At 70.0% G+C, this 15,771-nt stretch carries 14 protein-coding genes and 3 pseudogenes; 6 read left to right on the forward strand and 11 right to left on the reverse strand.

What is annotated here, in order from left to right:
* Nucleotides 1–45: 45 nt before the first annotated feature.
* The 6 genes from AOK23_RS15220 to AOK23_RS15245 form a co-directional block, all read right to left on the reverse strand.
* Nucleotides 46–408, reverse strand: coding sequence for a GPW/gp25 family protein (locus tag AOK23_RS15220; RefSeq protein ID WP_055713255.1), 363 nt, complete (start codon nucleotides 406–408; stop codon nucleotides 46–48).
* 1 nt (nucleotide 409) lies between these two features.
* A complete protein-coding gene (locus AOK23_RS15225) occupies nucleotides 410–724 on the reverse strand; it encodes a hypothetical protein (RefSeq protein ID WP_055713256.1) in 315 nt (104 codons plus the stop codon).
* Nucleotides 724–1,215 (reverse strand): phage baseplate assembly protein V, encoded by a 492-nt coding sequence (locus AOK23_RS15230; protein ID WP_055713257.1) that lies wholly within the window; start codon nucleotides 1,213–1,215, stop codon nucleotides 724–726. Before AOK23_RS15230 ends, AOK23_RS15225 begins: the two co-directional genes overlap by 1 nt.
* A 79-nt stretch (nucleotides 1,216–1,294) precedes the next feature.
* Nucleotides 1,295–2,434 carry a hypothetical protein gene (locus tag AOK23_RS15235; protein WP_055713258.1) on the reverse strand — a complete coding sequence of 380 codons (1,140 nt, stop codon included), beginning with the start codon at nucleotides 2,432–2,434 and terminating at the stop codon, nucleotides 1,295–1,297.
* A gap of 57 nt (nucleotides 2,435–2,491) precedes the next feature.
* Nucleotides 2,492–2,800: a hypothetical protein gene (locus tag AOK23_RS15240; protein ID WP_055713259.1), complete on the reverse strand. Its 309-nt coding sequence runs from the start codon at nucleotides 2,798–2,800 to the stop codon at nucleotides 2,492–2,494.
* The gene (locus tag AOK23_RS15245) at nucleotides 2,797–3,465 is read right to left on the reverse strand and encodes a hypothetical protein (RefSeq protein ID WP_055713260.1); all 669 of its coding nucleotides are present in this window, start codon (nucleotides 3,463–3,465) and stop codon (nucleotides 2,797–2,799) included. Before AOK23_RS15245 ends, AOK23_RS15240 begins: the two co-directional genes overlap by 4 nt.
* A 415-nt stretch (nucleotides 3,466–3,880) precedes the next feature.
* Here AOK23_RS15245 and AOK23_RS49770 point away from each other — a divergent pair.
* Nucleotides 3,881–4,054, forward strand: a pseudogene (locus tag AOK23_RS49770) (IS6 family transposase); the annotation flags it as partial.
* A 45-nt stretch (nucleotides 4,055–4,099) separates the two neighbouring features.
* Here the strand turns inward: AOK23_RS49770 and AOK23_RS51895 are convergent.
* The 4 genes and pseudogenes from AOK23_RS51895 to AOK23_RS15270 form a co-directional block, all read right to left on the reverse strand.
* Nucleotides 4,100–4,332, reverse strand: a pseudogene (locus tag AOK23_RS51895) (IS982 family transposase); the annotation flags it as partial.
* Nucleotides 4,333–4,763: 431 nt separating this feature from the next.
* Complete coding sequence (locus AOK23_RS15260; protein WP_055713262.1) at nucleotides 4,764–5,393, reverse strand: DUF4360 domain-containing protein; 630 nt, start codon at nucleotides 5,391–5,393, stop codon at nucleotides 4,764–4,766.
* A 261-nt stretch (nucleotides 5,394–5,654) separates the two neighbouring features.
* Nucleotides 5,655–5,906 (reverse strand): annotated as a pseudogene (locus AOK23_RS15265) (MFS transporter); the annotation flags it as partial.
* Nucleotides 5,907–6,649: 743 nt separating this feature from the next.
* Nucleotides 6,650–8,179, reverse strand: a complete 1,530-nt coding sequence (locus AOK23_RS15270; protein ID WP_055713264.1) for a helix-turn-helix domain-containing protein — start codon at nucleotides 8,177–8,179, stop codon at nucleotides 6,650–6,652.
* Between the two features lie 217 nt (nucleotides 8,180–8,396).
* Between AOK23_RS15270 and AOK23_RS15275 the strand changes: the two genes are divergently transcribed.
* The 3 genes from AOK23_RS15275 (at nucleotide 8,397) to AOK23_RS15285 (ending at nucleotide 10,386) form a co-directional block, all read left to right on the forward strand.
* Nucleotides 8,397–8,702, forward strand: coding sequence for a hypothetical protein (locus tag AOK23_RS15275; RefSeq protein WP_055713265.1), 306 nt, complete (start codon nucleotides 8,397–8,399; stop codon nucleotides 8,700–8,702).
* Between the two features lie 133 nt (nucleotides 8,703–8,835).
* Nucleotides 8,836–9,702 carry a sigma-70 family RNA polymerase sigma factor gene (locus AOK23_RS15280; protein WP_055713266.1) on the forward strand — a complete coding sequence of 289 codons (867 nt, stop codon included), beginning with the start codon at nucleotides 8,836–8,838 and terminating at the stop codon, nucleotides 9,700–9,702.
* Between the two features lie 144 nt (nucleotides 9,703–9,846).
* A complete protein-coding gene (locus tag AOK23_RS15285; protein WP_055713267.1) occupies nucleotides 9,847–10,386 on the forward strand; it encodes a hypothetical protein in 540 nt (179 codons plus the stop codon).
* 350 nt (nucleotides 10,387–10,736) lie between these two features.
* On the opposite strand, the gene AOK23_RS15290 is transcribed toward AOK23_RS15285, so the two are convergent.
* Nucleotides 10,737–10,940, reverse strand: a complete 204-nt coding sequence (locus AOK23_RS15290) for a DUF4236 domain-containing protein (RefSeq protein ID WP_185093521.1) — start codon at nucleotides 10,938–10,940, stop codon at nucleotides 10,737–10,739.
* A 560-nt stretch (nucleotides 10,941–11,500) separates the two neighbouring features.
* Here AOK23_RS15290 and acnA point away from each other — a divergent pair.
* Nucleotides 11,501–14,218, forward strand: coding sequence for an aconitate hydratase AcnA (acnA, locus tag AOK23_RS15295; protein ID WP_055713277.1), 2,718 nt, complete (start codon nucleotides 11,501–11,503; stop codon nucleotides 14,216–14,218).
* Nucleotides 14,219–14,569: 351 nt separating this feature from the next.
* Nucleotides 14,570–15,643: a lytic polysaccharide monooxygenase gene (locus AOK23_RS15300; protein WP_206336207.1), complete on the forward strand. Its 1,074-nt coding sequence runs from the start codon at nucleotides 14,570–14,572 to the stop codon at nucleotides 15,641–15,643.
* Nucleotides 15,644–15,771: the final 128 nt, after the last annotated feature.

The raw sequence follows: 15,771 nt of genomic DNA on the forward strand, positions 1-15,771 counted from the left end.
GTGTATAAGAGACCGGGTCGGAGTCGTTCGGGACGTCGGGTTGCGTCACTGGGGCAGCCTCCGGGTGAACACAGCGGTGGTGGGCCGGTCCATGGCGCGGATCCGGTACCGCACCGTCACCCGGAGGGTGGCCTCGTCCGCGGTGATGTCCACGGCCTGTACCTCGGCGAGGTCGCACAGCCACTGCTGGAGCGCACCGTGCGCCATGAGCTGGGTCGCGGTCGCCAGTTCGCCGCCGATGGGTTCGAAGACGAGCCGGTGGAGGCCGCTGCCGAAGGTGGGGCGGTTGACCCGTTCGCCGGGGGCGGTGAACAGCACCTGTTCGATCAGGTCGCGAACGTACTGCTCCTCGTCCACCAGGGCGGTCCTGCCGCCGGGGCCGACTCGGAAGGGGAAGCCGATGTTCACCTCAGGTCCCCTTCACCCTGGTCTGGGTGGCCGACACGGTCAGCGGGGTGGCGGTGGGTATGCACTGGGCCCTCCCGTCGGACAGCACGGCGGGGAGCCCGCCGATCCGCACCCGGGTGGCGGTGGACACCCACTGGGCGGTGACGCAGGGACCGGGGGGTTGCAGCAGTGTGCAGCCTGCGACCGTGTACGGTGCGACCGCTGTCACCGTCGGCATGCGGTTGACCAGCACCCGGGGCTCGGTCTTGGTGGGCTGTGCGGGGCCGGAGTGCGCACACATGACCGTCGCGCCGAGATGCAGTAGCTGACCTGGCATCAGATGACCTCCAGGGCACCGTCGTTGACCGACACGGAGGCTGCGGTCAGCTTGACGCTCGCGGCTCCGTTGGACAGTTCGATTCCGGCGGCCGTCAGGGAGATGGTCATCGGAGTGGAGACCGCGGGCGGTCCGACCTCCAGGGTCACACCACCCGATCCCGGGAGGTCGTTGACCGTGAGGCTCAGTCCGTCGGTCTTGAACACCTTGGTGGTGGGGCCGGCGCCGGGCGCCTGGCCGCTTCCCCAGAAGCAGCCGGCCCAGATCGGCAGAGCCGGGTCGCCGCCCTCGAACTCGACCCAGACGTCGGCCCCGATCGGGGGGACGGCGAGCAGACCGACGCCCGGCCCGGCGTACGGCACGCTGGGCATCGCCCACAGGGCTGTCGCGTCGCCGAGCACAACGGGGCAGCTGACCTGGACGCGGCCCCGCACCATCGGGTCGGCGTTGTTGCTGACCTTGCCCCGGTACTTGCCGAAGTACTGGTTCATGATGCCCCTCCGTTGCCCTGTCCGGTCCGTCCGGTGCCCTGTCCGATCGGTCCGGACCCGTTCACCCGCTCCTTGCGCTTCATGGCCGCACCACCGGAGTGGTGGAGCCGACGCCTTCCCGGGTCAGCGTGAAGTCCTGGGTGTGCCGCCCCCGGGCGATCGAGTGGGTGACCTGCTTGACGTGGTACAGACCGTCGTGCGACCAGCCCGCCCCTCGTACGCCCACCAGGCCCCTGGCCGGGAGCAGTGCGCCGTAGCGCTCGGTGTCGAGTCGGCCGGTGGCCGTGAGCGAGCCGTCGTTGGACGCCTCGGCCCTGCCCTGGGCCTGGCCGAACGCCTGCGGGGCGGTCATACCGCTCCCGTCCAGCAGCGTGGTGCGCACATGCCGGTTGACCAGCCAGTCGGGTTCCGCCGCCAGGGGAGGCCGGGTGCTGCCGACACTGCGAACCTGGATCACCGTGTCGGTGAGCCGGTCCTGGACCCGGCCGCGGACCTGGGTGGCGGCCAGGGCGTCGGACCTGAAGGCGAGTTGCTCGACATTGGTCGCCGGCCCGAAGTCGACCGAGAGCGCCGGTGCCGGTCTGCCCACCCGGGTCGGTGGACCCCAGTAGGCGGTACTGGTGAGCGGCAGCGGGCCCGGGGTGATGTGGAAGACGTAGCCGAAGCGCCGGGCCATCGCGGTGAGTTGGGCGAGATCCGTGCCCCGCTGGACCGGGATGTGCTCGATCGGGAGCGACAGGTCGATCACCGGCGGCGGGACCACTCTGGGCACCAACCCGTAGCGTGCGTACCTCAGGATCAGCCGGGTGGCGATGGCGGCCTCGCTCTGCGCCGGATACTCCGCGGTCCGCTCCTCCAGGTCCATCAGTACGCCGAGATCCTCCCCCGTGACGGTGAAGGTGGCGGGGCCGGAGGTCGAGCCCGGGGTGAGCTCCCGATGGGTGATGACCCCGTCCATCAGCACCGTGGGGGTGCCGTGCAGCGTCAGGACGAGCACCACGCGATCGAACGGCTGCAGATACCGCTCGGTGAGCAGCGGCTGGTCGAGCGCACCCGCCGGACCCCCGCGTCCGGCGGCGATGACGAGCTGGAATCCGGATCTGGCACTGTCGGACATGGTGACCTGCACCTGCTGGAGGTTCTCCACCAGCCGTGGCGGCGCGGGTACGGGCACCGTGGGGCCGAGGAGCACGGTGAGGTAGGTGCTCAGCAGGGCCATGCTCTCTCTCCTTCCACAGGTTTCCTTCCACGGGCCGGTACGGCGGCAGGGGCGCGGTCACGCCAGGGGGAACGGGATGGGGATCCGGGTCCCGATCCGGTCGGCGGCGGTGAGCTCGTCCGGATGGATCACCGGATGGGCGTCGCAGATCCGCCAGAACTGAGTGGGGTCGCCCAGAGCGGCGGCGGCGATCGTGTCCGGTCGGTCCCCGGGGGCGACCGTGTGCTCGGTGAGGGTGTGCGCACTGCCCGGCATGGGGAGCAGCCTGCGGCTCAGGCAGCGGACCTCGCGGCTGCCGCCGGTCCCGTCCGGGACGGTGGCGGTCACCACGTTCAGCGAGGCGTACCGGCTGGTCGGATCGGTCAACGGAACACCCCTCCGATGCCGCCGGTCACGGCCCGGCCCGCCGCCGACCGGGCGGAGAGCGTGGCCATGGTCTCCTTGGCGATCTGGTGGGCCAGGAAGAGATGGTGTCCCGGACTGGTGACCGACAGATCGCTGTAGGAGAGCACCCGCAGTTCCAGGTCCGCCCGGGCCCGGATCGGGTTGAGCTGGCTGTCGTACGCCTGCTCGGTGATCGAGAAGGAGGTCAGCCGCACCGGGAGGACCCGGCTTCCCCAGACCAGGAGGGTCAGCGGTGCCTCCATCGGTACCAGTTCGATGGTGCCGACCGCCGTCAGCGCCATGTTCTCCAGGACCACCGAGCTCTTGGGGTAGAGCAGCATCTCGAGCGCTGCCAACTGGGGGTGGATGCCGAGGAGCACGGCCTGCGGATCACCGTCGGCCAACTGGTCGGTGGCGTCCACCTCGACCGCCAGGCTGATCGTCTCGATCGGGGCCCCGGTGAGACGCAGCGCCTCGCTGCGGGCACCGCCGGTCTCGTCGTCGCCCTCCGCTGTCCGGGCGACCAGTCGCCGGGTCATCTCGTCGGGGTTGTACTGGAACACCACCAAGCCGGCCAGCGGGTTGGCCGGATCGACCCCGACCAGCGCGCCGCGGGGAGTCCGGACCGCGTCCGTACGCCCGGTCATCGGCGCATGCCGTTGTCTGTCCGCATTGCGCGATCATGGCCGACCCCGCGTCACTCCGGCGTCACTGCCGCGTCACCGGCCGACGGCGGGCGAGTCAGGGTCACAGGACACCGGGCCTGGCTGGGTCGCCGGCTGCTCCAGCTGACGTACCCGTTCATGGATGCGCTCATAGCGCCGATTTCCGGTCGGATGGATCAGCGGCTGCTGAGGTCGTTTGCTTCGATCGGCCGCAGTTGTGGTGCTACGCCCGAGGCGTCGCCTCCCGCACCGCTGCCCTGGCGATGGTTTTCAAGCTCGTCGAGTCCGCCCATGCCCGCCGGAGAGCGGTGAACGCACCCCACCCATGGCTGGCTCTGGCGGCGGCGTCCGTGCGGGAGAGGTGCCATGCCTTGCGTCGTTGCGGTTGCGGATTCGCTTCCGCAGTGTGGGCGCGGCTCAGCGATTCCTGTCCGCGTTCAGCGGCATCTCACCCCGCTTCCGGCCCCGCCGCCACCTGCTCACCGCCACTGACTACCGAGCCGAGATGACCGTTCGCTTCGCGATCTGGGACCAAGTCACCGGCGTCGCCGGCCTGCCCACCACGCCCTGAGCACAGGCCCGGAACCCCACCACACCCGACGCACCGTCCGGCACCCACGCGTCCAACGACGTGACAACGCCGTTTGAACAGCTCGGCTCCGAGCCGCTCCGGTTCACCCTTGCGGGTCGGCCGCAGCAGCCGGATGCCATGCTCGGCCAGCTGGTGCTGAAGTCGCGGCCGAAGTAGTTCTCGTCGCCGATCAAGGTCTGTCCGGGCCGGGTGGCAAGGAGTTCTGGTTCGGCGTCGAGCAGGTCCAGCAGCGTCTCGCGCTCGTCGGCTTCCACTCCTCGCACAGCTTGGCGAAGGGCCGGGCCTTCTGCTTCGGCGGGCGCGTCATCTTTGCGGCGATCCGGTTCAGTTTGGCGCTGGCCCGCCCAGAGATCACTGGCAGGAACTGCTGCTCGCCGTCGCCGCCGTCGGCGGTCACGTACTCGTGCTCGACTCTGCTCGGCAGGCGACGATCTGGTCGCTGCGTGACGCAGAGCAATACGCTGACCGCGACCTTTCTTGCGCTGTGCCGCATCCCGTCGATGCGTCTTCATGACGAGGCTCACCGCGCCTTCAGAGGCATGCCCGTGGGTCCCGTGCCTGGCAGGTACATCGCCACCCACAGGCCGAGCCGCCTCCAGGCAGTGTGCGGCGAGCCGCCGATCGGAGCGACCGGCCGGTCACGGCCCTCCGGGCAGTCCAGGCGCCGAGCCTCACGTTGCCCCGGGCGTCAGCACCGCTTCCAGATGAGCCGGTAGGAGGCGCCCGGGACGTCCGTCGAACCCATGGTGACCACGCTGGCGCGGTTGCCCGAGCCGGCGCTCACCTGCAGGGATGTGTTGACGTTGAGGTACCGCTGCGAGCCACACGGTGCCCAGACCAGCCGGTTGTCCGGCACGCTGTCGGACACAGCCCAGTCATCCTGGTACGGCCCCGTCAGCGGGTGGGACTGGAAGACGTCGTCCGTCGTCCCCTGGAAGTAGTAGTCGGACTTGATGGTGGCGGTCGCGCGCGCGGGCAGCGAGGCATGGCCGCGGTGGTCGAGCCCGAAGAGGGCGTAGGTGTAGGACGCCGGGGCTTTGACGTCCAGGACGAGCTGGCAGTTCTTCCGCGCGTCGGCCGGTCCGGCATTGCCACCGGCCTGGGCGGTGTAGGCGTCGTACGTCACTGTGAGCGTGGAGTTGTCGGGGGACACCGTGGCACCAGCCGTGCCCGCCGGGCACCCGGAGCCGTTGATCGTCTTGATCACGACCTGGGCCCCCTCGGCCGGCGCGTCGGCGGCCGCCGACCCGGATTGGACCGACAGCAGCCCGAGGCATAACGCCGCCAGTGCTCCGCTGGTGGCGAGAAGACGAGACATGACTCTCCAATCGCAGTACGGCTGGTGACGGAGTCCCACAGGCATGACGCGGGGCGGCCGCCCTCACCCGCTTCGGCCGCCGGAGCAGGTTCGGTCATCGGCGCATGCACGGCGGCGGAACTGTCCGTACGGGTTCGGGCGACGGTCGTGCGGTCATCACCGCGGGCCGCAGCGGGCCCCCCGGGGTGGGAGCGCGCCCACTATAGGGGGAGCCTGCCACCTACGAAAGAGACGAGTGCGGCGCAACCTCCGGAACAGCAGGCGGGCTGCGGCGAATCCGTCGTACAGGTCGCGGACGACGATTCGGGCGATGACGATGCCCGCGGCACCGGCCAGACCCTGGACCAGACGCATGCCGATGAGCACCGCCGGATGCGGTGCGAGGGCGCACACGGCTCCTTCCGCTACGTACACGGCCAGGCCGGTCAGGAGGGCACGCCGTCGGCCGAAGGTGTCGCTGAGCGGGCCGATGATCACCTGGACGAGGGCTATGCCGACCATGAAGGCGGTCAGGGGAGCTGCGTGACCGTCTGCTCGAACCCACCCTAAGCAGCGACGTCGGTCTTCAGGATCACAACTGGGCCTTGAAGACCGAGGTCACGCAGGAGTCCCGAATTCGCCAACGGCGTCATCTGAAGGAGGGGCACCTACCGACAGTCGCCCAGCGTGTGGAAACGTTCCGTGACGAGGCCCTGGACGGACATGTCCGCGCTGGTGTCCTTCATGGCCTTGCCGGCCTTGCCGTACGCGTCCGCCCTCCCATCCCGTTGGCAGGCCCGATGACGGCAGCACGCATCTCACTGCTCGTCTCGACGCGCTCCTGGGCATGGTCGTCGCGGATGCTGTCGGCGGGCGCCTCGGTCAGCAGGTCGCCGACCCGGACGTGGGGGTCAGCCGGATGACCGAAGGAGCGCCGGTGCGCGTGGAGGTTCGGGCTGGAACTGGCCGTAGCGGTGTAGTGCGCTTGATGCGCGTGCGCGGCGAGGACTGTACTCCGAATCTCAGGAACGCCAGTGGCACCGTCGGCGCGGACATTGCGAGGCCCCTGTAGCGAGCACTCTCCGTAAAGTCTGACGGACACTCAGATACTCTCTGACGCATCGTCACCAATTTAAGATCATCTTGCACACGCGTTGCACAAGGTGATGAAGAACAGCGATGATCAATGGAGGGTCCCGCAAGGGTGTAACAGCAGGTCAGCAGGCATTTAGGAGTGTCGTGCCCCTCATCTCCTAGGGGCACGACACTCCTGCCGATCAGATGTCCCGGAAGGTCTCGATCTGTGCCCCCACCGTGTTGAGGCGCTCCGCGAGGTCCTCGTAACCGCGGTTGATGACATAGACGTTGCGGAGGACGGACGTGCCCTCGGCGGCCATCATCGCGAGGAGGACGACCACGGCGGGGCGCAGGGCCGGCGGGCACATCATCTCCGCGGCGCGCCAGCGGGTCGGGCCCTCGACGAGCACCCGGTGCGGGTCGAGCAGTTGGAGGCGGCCACCGAGGCGGTTGAGGTCGGTGAGGTAGATCGCCCGGTTGTCGTACACCCAGTCGTGGATGAGGGTCTTGCCCTGGGCGACGGCGGCGATCGCCGCGAAGAACGGGACGTTGTCGATGTTCAGGCCGGGGAACGGCATCGGGTGGATCTTGTCGATCGGCGCCTGGAGCTTCGAGGGCCTGACCGTGAGGTCCACCAGACGCGTACGGCCGTTGTCGGCGAAGTACTCCGTCGTGCGGTCGTGGTCGAGGCCCATCTCCTCCAGGACTGCCAGCTCGATCTCCAGGAACTCGATCGGCACCCGGCGCACCGTCAGCTCCGACTCGGTGACGACCGCCGCGGCGAGCAGGCTCATCGCCTCGACCGGGTCCTCGGAGGGGGAGTAGTCGACGTCCGCGTCGATGTGCGGCACACCGTGCACCGTGAGCGTGGTCGTGCCGATGCCCTCGACCCGGACGCCGAGCGCCTCCAGGAAGAAGCACAGGTCCTGGACCATGTAGTTGGACGAGGCGTTGCGGATGACGGTCACACCGTTGTGGCGGGCCGCGGCGAGCAGCGCGTTCTCGGTCACCGTGTCGCCGCGCTCGGTCAGCACGATCGGGCGGCCCGGCGTCACGGACCGGTCCACCTCGGCGTGGTAGAGGCCCTCGGTCGCGGTGATGTCCAGCCCGAACCGGCGCAGCGCGATCATGTGCGGCTCGACGGTCCGCGTACCGAGGTCGCAACCGCCCGCGTACGGCAGCTTGAAGTGGTCCATGCGGTGCAGCAGCGGGCCGAGGAACATGATGATCGACCGGGTGCGGCGAGCCGCCTCCGCGTCGATCGCCGCCAGGTCCAGCTCGGCCGGGGGCACGATCTCCAGGTCGACGCCGTCGTTGATCCAGCGGGTGCGGACGCCGATGGAGCCGAGCACCTCCAGCAGGCGGTACACCTCCTCGATCCGGGCCACCCGGCGCAGCACCGTGCGCCCCTTGTTCAACAGGGAGGCGCACAGCAGTGCGACACACGCGTTCTTGCTGGTCTTCACGTCGATCGAGCCGGATAGCCGGCGCCCGCCGACCACCCGCAGATGCATCGGACCCGCGTACCCCAGCGAGACGATCTCACTGTCCAGGGCCTCACCGATGCGAGCGATCATCTCAAGGCTGATGTTCTGGTTGCCGCGCTCGATACGGTTCACCGCGCTCTGACTCGTCCCCAGAGCCTCCGCCAACTGCGACTGTGTCCAGCCACGATGCTGCCGGGCGTCACGGATGAGCCTGCCGATGCGTACGAGGTAGTCGTCGGTCATGTGGTGAGGCTATCTCAGATATGAGATGCGCATGGCGTCCGGGTGGGCCGTCCGGGTGGGAGGACGACCGGTGGCGCCCGTACTCCCGTGTGAGGGATGCCACTTCTCCCCGGAGGAGTAACGGAAGTGTGCTCCGAACGGCGATTGAGGGTGCGGACGTCGCACGGGCTGAGCCCGGCCGCGATGCCGTGACGGTCCTCGACGCCAGGAGTCCACCATGACGAACCTCCCGTCCCGCCCCGCCGGAACGCGGCCTTCCAAAGCCGAACTCGCCGAGATGGCAGCCCGTTTGGACCGCATGGACCAGCGGATGGAGAGCGGCTGCGCCACCGCCGCCGGGCTGTTCGCGGTCGGCGGCACCGGGGCGCTGGCGTCCGCGGTCCACCAGTACGCGGTGGTCCACGACGGTTCCATGGCCTCCGCGGGGGTGGCGCTGGCGACGGCGCTCTTCGTGGCCGCGACCCGCCTCGCGCGCCGCGTACGCGCCTCCCGGCGCGCCCGAGTGCGCCGCTCGGTGGGGTGAACTTCCCTTGACGCGAAGCGAGTTGCCCCCTGCGGGGCGGCATTCGGCGCCGGGCGTAAAGACAACCGTCCGGCTGTCCCGATTCCCCAGTGAAACGACCCGCAGCACAAGCTCCGCAACACCAGGAGGAAGTATGACCGGACTGGTACCCGAGCCGGTGGACGGGGTCCCGTGCGAGACCACGCCGCCGGCCGCCCCGGTACCGGGTCCACAGCGGCGCGGCGAGACCGGGACGGACACCGGTCCGGCGGCGGACGACGGCGACGTGCCGAGTCCCGTGGCGGCGCGTGACGACGTGGCGGCGCTGGTCGGGGTCGCCGCCCCGGACGCCGTCGTGGTGCCGCCGCCCGCCGCCGTGCCACCCACCGCCGTGCCGCCCACCGCGCCACCCGCCGCCGTGCCGCCCACCGCCGTGCCGCCCACCGCGCCGCCCACCGCCGTGCCGGACCCCCGTACGGAGCCGGGCGCCGGCCCGGCGCGGTCCCTCACCCCCGAACAGGGGTTGATGCTGGAGGCGGAGGGCTTCGCGTACGCCGTGGCGCGGGGCGTCGGCGCGCCGGACGCCCGCTACTTCGCCAAAGTGGCGAGCCGCGCGGCGGTCACCCGCGTGCCGCCGCGCGCGGAGAAGACCGCCATCGGCTACACCATCCGCGCCGTACGCAACCAGATCGCCGACCTGCGGCGCACCCATCCGCGCGAGGTCCCCGTCGAACGGTTCCCCGACCGCGCCACCGGTGACACGACCGCGGAGCAGGTCATCCGCCGCGACGAGGTCCGCCGCGCGCTCCGCATGGTCAGGGAGCTGTTGACGGAACGCCAGTTCGAGGTGTGCTGGCTGCGCCGGGTCAAGGAGATGACGCTCGACGAGACCGCCGACATCCTCGGCATCCGTCCGGGCACGGTCGCGGCCACCCTCAACAAGGCGGAACGGAAGATCGGACGGCACCTGGCACGCCAGGGTGCCCGGGCCCCGGGGAGGCAGCGGCGCCACCGCGGGTAGCGCGCGTACGGGGATCACGGATTCCGGTGGTCTTCGCCCGGACGGGCCCGGGCCCGAGCCGCGGAGGCGACCAGAGACCGTGATCCCCGGGCGGGCCTTACCCGGGCCCTGGCAAGCCCAACGATCGGGGGAAAAGGGGTTCGAATGGATGAATCGGAGAACGAGGCCATGACGGCGCTCGTCGGCCAGCTGAAGGAGGCCGACGCCGAACTGGTGGCCTATCACCTGGCCGACGGCGTACCGGACGAGGAACGCGTCGTCCACCACCGCGTCGACGCCGTGGGCGGCGAAGGGGTCCTTCGTACGGTCGGTGCCGCCACGGGCCGTCGCGCGGGTCCGGCGGTCGCGGAACGCGACGGCACGCCCGCGGAACGAAGGTCCGGTGCGGGCGGCGGCGAGGACACGAAGGGGGGCCAGGCACACATCGGGGGAGTGCGGGTGGCTCGCCATCTCGTGACCCTGGCCGGCGCGATGGGGGCGGTCGCCGTCGCGGCCGCGCCCGCCCCGTGGACCGTGGTCCTCGGCGTGGTCGTCATCGCGGTCGCCTTCCTCGGTGTGCCGTTGGCGGCGCTGCTGCACGGGCGCCGTGAGCACGACGCGAGGCGCCGTGCGGGGCTGGACCTCATGGCGGGAGGGGCGGCCGCGGTCATCGTCGCCGCGTGGGCCGCCGGCCAGCGCAAATAAGGTGCCGCGAAGAGGGCGGCACGGCACGGGCAGGGCCCCACACGGGGGAGGGGACGCTGCCCGGTCCCGCCGCCCTCACGCATGCGCACCCGAGGCGCACCAAGGGGAACGGCCGAAGCGCGAGGGGGCCCGGCGAGGTGAACTCGCCGGGCCCGGCGCGACCGACGGGGCGGTCGGCAGAGGCGGACACGGGGGAACGGCGCACCTGGCCGCACCAGGCCGCACCAGGCCGCACCGGGCCTGCCCAGGCGAAGGGTCAGGCCGAGCGATGACTCTGGCCGCTCGCGACGGACGACGGGTCGGACCTGTGAGGGTGCGGCGCAGCTCTCGCGACCGCCGTCCCTCCCCGTTCACCCCCGGCGTGACCGGGTCGAGCGTGTGCGGCGCCAGCCGAAGGGGCCGGGCAGGTCCATGGAGGTCGTTCGGCGTCCCGTGCTGCTGCGGGTATGGCGTGGCCCGTGGTCGCCACCGGTGGTGATGGACCACGAGCGCTTGTTGATGTTCAGGCGCACGCCCGGCAGGATCCGGAAGCTCTTGCGAAAGGTGAGCGGCATGCAAGCCTCCCCTCGAAGGGTCACTGACGCCTTTCCGGATACCCCGACTCGGCGAACTGATGGCCCAACACGCGGAGTTCGCCGGAACACCCGGAACGCACCGTCGCCGCCCGCTCATCCGGTGCCGTTGCCGGCAGCGGACATCACGGCTCGCCCGACTTCAGAGACACCGCCGCCTGCCGACCGTGGCCCCAGCCGCTGACTGTGCCCCCGCTCGCCACCCGCGGACGCCACCACCTGCCGAGCTCGGACGCGTCTATCCCCGACCTCGGACGCGGCCACTCGCCGACTTCAGGCGCGGCCACTTCCGCCCCGGCACACCCGGCAGGCACAGGCCCGCCCCCTCCGTCCGCAGACATTGGCGCACGCCACATCCGCCCGGGCATGACCTGTCCGCGCCCATGTACTAGAGTTATCTCGACATCGAGATATCTGCCGAGGCGCACTGCGGCCGCCACCCCGGTAAGGGGTACCTAACTTAGCCTTACCTTAGCGGATCGGCCAAGAGGACGTGGCGGCAGGATGCGGTGGAACGCGCACATGGAATGAAGGAGACTGTCGTGTCGGCGAACAGCTTCGACGCCCGCAGCACGCTGCAGGTGGGCGACGAGTCGTACGAGATCTTCCGGCTGGACAAGGTGGAGGGCTCGGCTCGCCTGCCCTACAGCCTCAAGGTCCTGCTGGAGAACCTGCTCCGCACGGAGGACGGCGCGAACATCACCGCCGACCACATCCGTGCCCTCGGCAACTGGGACTCCCAGGCTCAGCCCAGCCAGGAGATCCAGTTCACGCCGGCCCGCGTGATCATGCAGGACTTCACCGGCGTTCCCTGTGTGGTGGACCTCGCCACCATGCGTGAGGCCGTCAAGGCCCTCGGCGGCGACCCGGCGAAGGTCAACCCGCTCTCCCCGGCCGAGATGGTCATCGACCACTCCGTCATCGCCGACAAGTTCGGCACGCACGACGCCTTCAAGCAGAACGTCGACCTGGAGTACGGCCGCAACAAGGAGCGCTACCAGTTCCTGCGCTGGGGCCAGACCGCGTTCGACGACTTCAAGGTCGTCCCCCCGGGCACCGGCATCGTCCACCAGGTCAACATCGAGCACCTGGCCCGTACGGTCATGGTCCGTAACGGCCAGGCGTACCCCGACACCCTCGTCGGCACCGACTCCCACACCACCATGGTCAACGGCCTCGGTGTGCTCGGCTGGGGCGTCGGCGGCATCGAGGCCGAGGCCGCGATGCTCGGCCAGCCGGTGTCGATGCTCATCCCGCGCGTCGTCGGCTTCAAGCTGACCGGCGAGCTGACCCCCGGCACCACCGCCACCGACCTCGTGCTCACCATCACCGAGATGCTGCGCAAGCACGGTGTCGTCGGCAAGTTCGTCGAGTTCTACGGTGAGGGCGTCGCCGCCACCTCCCTGGCCAACCGCGCCACCATCGGCAACATGTCGCCGGAGTTCGGCTCCACCGCCGCGATCTTCCCGATCGACGGCGAGACCATCAAGTACCTCAAGCTCACCGGCCGCTCCGAGCAGCAGCTCGCGCTCGTCGAGGCGTACGCCAAGGAGCAGGGCCTCTGGCTGGACCCGGCCGCCGAGCCCGACTTCTCCGAGAAGCTGGAGCTCGACCTCTCCACGGTCGTCCCCTCCATCGCCGGCCCGAAGCGCCCGCAGGACCGCATCGTCCTCGCGAACGCCGCCGAGCAGTTCAAGACGGACGTCCGCAACTACGTCAACGACGAGTACGAGGCCAGCAAGGAGTCCTTCCCCGGCTCCGACGCCCCGTCGACGATCCCGAACGGCGCCCCGTCCAACCCGGTCACCGTGACCGCCCCCGACGGCTCCTCGTACGAGATCGACCACGGCGCGGTGACGGTCGCGGCCATCACCTCCTGCACCAACACGTCGAACCCGTACGTCATGGTCGCCGCCGCGCTCGTCGCGAAGAAGGCCGTGGAGAAGGGCCTGACCCGCAAGCCGTGGGTCAAGACCACCCTCGCGCCGGGCTCCAAGGTCGTCACCGACTACTTCGACAAGGCCGGTCTGACGCCGTACCTCGACAAGGTCGGCTTCAACCTCGTCGGCTACGGCTGCACCACCTGCATCGGCAACTCCGGCCCGCTGCCGGAGGAGGTCTCCAAGGCCGTCAACGACCACGATCTCGCGGTCACCTCGGTCCTCTCCGGCAACCGGAACTTCGAGGGCCGGATCAACCCCGACGTCAAGATGAACTACCTGGCCTCCCCGCCGCTGGTCGTCGCGTACGCCCTCGCGGGCTCCATGAAGGTGGACATCACCAAGGACGCCCTCGGCACCGACCAGGACGGCAAGCCGGTCTACCTCCAGGACATCTGGCCGACCGAGGCCGAGGTCAACGACGTCGTCGCCAACGCCATCGGCGAGGACATGTTCTCCAAGTCCTACCAGGACGTCTTCGCGGGCGACGCCCAGTGGCAGGCCCTGTCGATCCCGACCGGCGACACCTTCGAGTGGGACCCGGAGTCGACCTACGTCCGCAAGCCCCCGTACTTCGAGGGCATGACGATGGAGACCACCCCGGTCACCGACATCACCGGTGCCCGCGTGCTGGCCAAGCTGGGCGACTCGGTCACCACCGACCACATCTCCCCGGCCGGTGCCATCAAGGCCGACACCCCTGCCGGCAAGTACCTCACCGAGCACGGTGTGGAGCGTCGTGACTTCAACTCCTACGGCTCCCGCCGAGGCAACCACGAGGTCATGATCCGCGGCACGTTCGCCAACATCCGCCTGCGCAACCAGATCGCGCCGGGCACCGAGGGCGGCTACACCCGCGACTTCACGCAGGAGGGCGGCCCGGTCTCCTTCATCTACGACGCGTCGCAGAACTACCAGGCCGCCGGCACCCCGCTGGTCATCCTGGGCGGCAAGGAGTACGGCTCCGGCTCGTCCCGCGACTGGGCGGCCAAGGGCACCGCGCTCCTCGGCGTCAAGGCCGTCATCACCGAGTCGTACGAGCGCATCCACCGCTCGAACCTCATCGGCATGGGCGTCCTGCCGCTGCAGTTCCCGGCCGGCCAGTCGGCCGACTCCCTCGGTCTGACCGGCGAGGAGACCTTCTCCATCACCGGTGTCACCGAGCTGAACGAGGGCACCACGCCGAGCACGGTCAAGGTCACCACCGACACGGGCGTCGAGTTCGACGCGGTCGTCCGCATCGACACCCCCGGTGAGGCCGACTACTACCGCAACGGCGGCATCATGCAGTACGTGCTGCGCAACCTGATCCGCAACTGAGCGATCCGGTAGGGCAGTTGAGGGCCGCATCCCCGGCGACGGGGGTGCGGCCCTCCGCCGTGCACCGGGGCGAGCGGCCCTCCGCCGCGTCCGCCTTCGCCTCCTTGCGCCAACGGTTTACAACCGAACCACTTCGCGCTAGCTTCCGAAGCAGGTGGGGGTGGGAGCGCTCCCATTCCGAGCGGCGGACCGGAACCCGCCCCTCGGGGGACCGCTCCCGCCCCGCACCACTCATGTGTACGCACGTACCTGCACTCTCGTCAGGCAACCACCCGCACATCCGTACATCCGCACGCACGCACCTGCGCACACGCACGTTCCTCAAGGCCGTACACCCAAGGAGCGTTTGTCATGCATGTGACAACACTGCGATTAAGGCTGCCCAAACGGCACCGCGCGCTGCTGCTCGTCCTGCTGGCCCTCGTGACGACGATCCCGGCGCTCGGCCTGGTCGTCACCGCCGGCAGCGGCAAGGCGGAGGCGCACGGCACGCCGATGAAGCCCGGCAGCCGTACCTTCCTGTGCTGGCAGGACGGGCTGACCGACAGCGGTGAGATCAAACCGGTCAACCCGGCCTGCCGGGCGGCACAGCAGACGAGCGGGACGACCCCGTTCTACAACTGGTTCTCGGTGCTCCGCTCGGACGGCGGCGGCCGCACCCGGGGCTTCGTCCCGGACGGCCAGCTGTGCAGCGGCGGCAACACCAACTTCACCGGGTTCAACACGCCCAGCAGGGACTGGCCGCTGACCCACCTCACCGCCGGCGCGAACGTCGACTTCTCGTACAACGCGTGGGCGGCGCACCCGGGCTGGTTCTACGTGTACATCACCAAGGACGGCTTCGACCCGACGAAGACGCTCACCTGGAACGACATCGAGGACCGGCCGTTCCTGAGCGTCGACCACCCGCCGCTGAACGGCAGCCCGGGCACGGTCGAGGCCAACTACTCCTGGCGGGGCCAGCTCCCCGCGAACAAGTCGGGCCGCCACATCATCTACATGGTCTGGCAGCGCTCTGACAGCCAGGAGACCTTCTACTCCTGCTCCGACGTCGTCTTCGACGGCGGCAACGGCGAGGTGACCGGCATCAAGGAGCCCGGCAACCCCACCGAGCCGGTGCCGGGCCAGTGCTCCGCGACCCGCCGTACGACGGGCACGTGGAGCGGCGGCTACCAGTCCGAGGTCGTCGTCAAGAACACCGGTGACGTGCCGATGCTCGGCTGGATGGTCGACTGGACCCTGCCGAGCGGCCAGCGGGTGGACAGCCTCTGGAGCGGCAGCGCCACCTACAGCGGACAGAACGTGATGGTCCACAACGCCAACTGGAACGGCTCGTTGGCCCCCGGCGCGACGGCGACCTTCGGGTACGTGGTCCAAGGGCCGGGAGGTGATTCCAGTACGACTTTGCCCTGCCGGGTGGGCTAGGAGCTGAGCGCTCCACGAAGGCCCTGAGGTGCTCGGGCGGACCGGGTGGGCGGGCGGTGCGTGCCCACCCGGTCCGTGAGCCGAGCCGGTACGGGGGAAACCGGCTCGGGGGAGGAATGGCTCGGGCG

It is taken from the genome of Streptomyces torulosus, assembly GCF_001419765.1.
Taxonomy (GTDB): Bacteria; Actinomycetota; Actinomycetes; order Streptomycetales; family Streptomycetaceae; genus Streptomyces; species Streptomyces torulosus.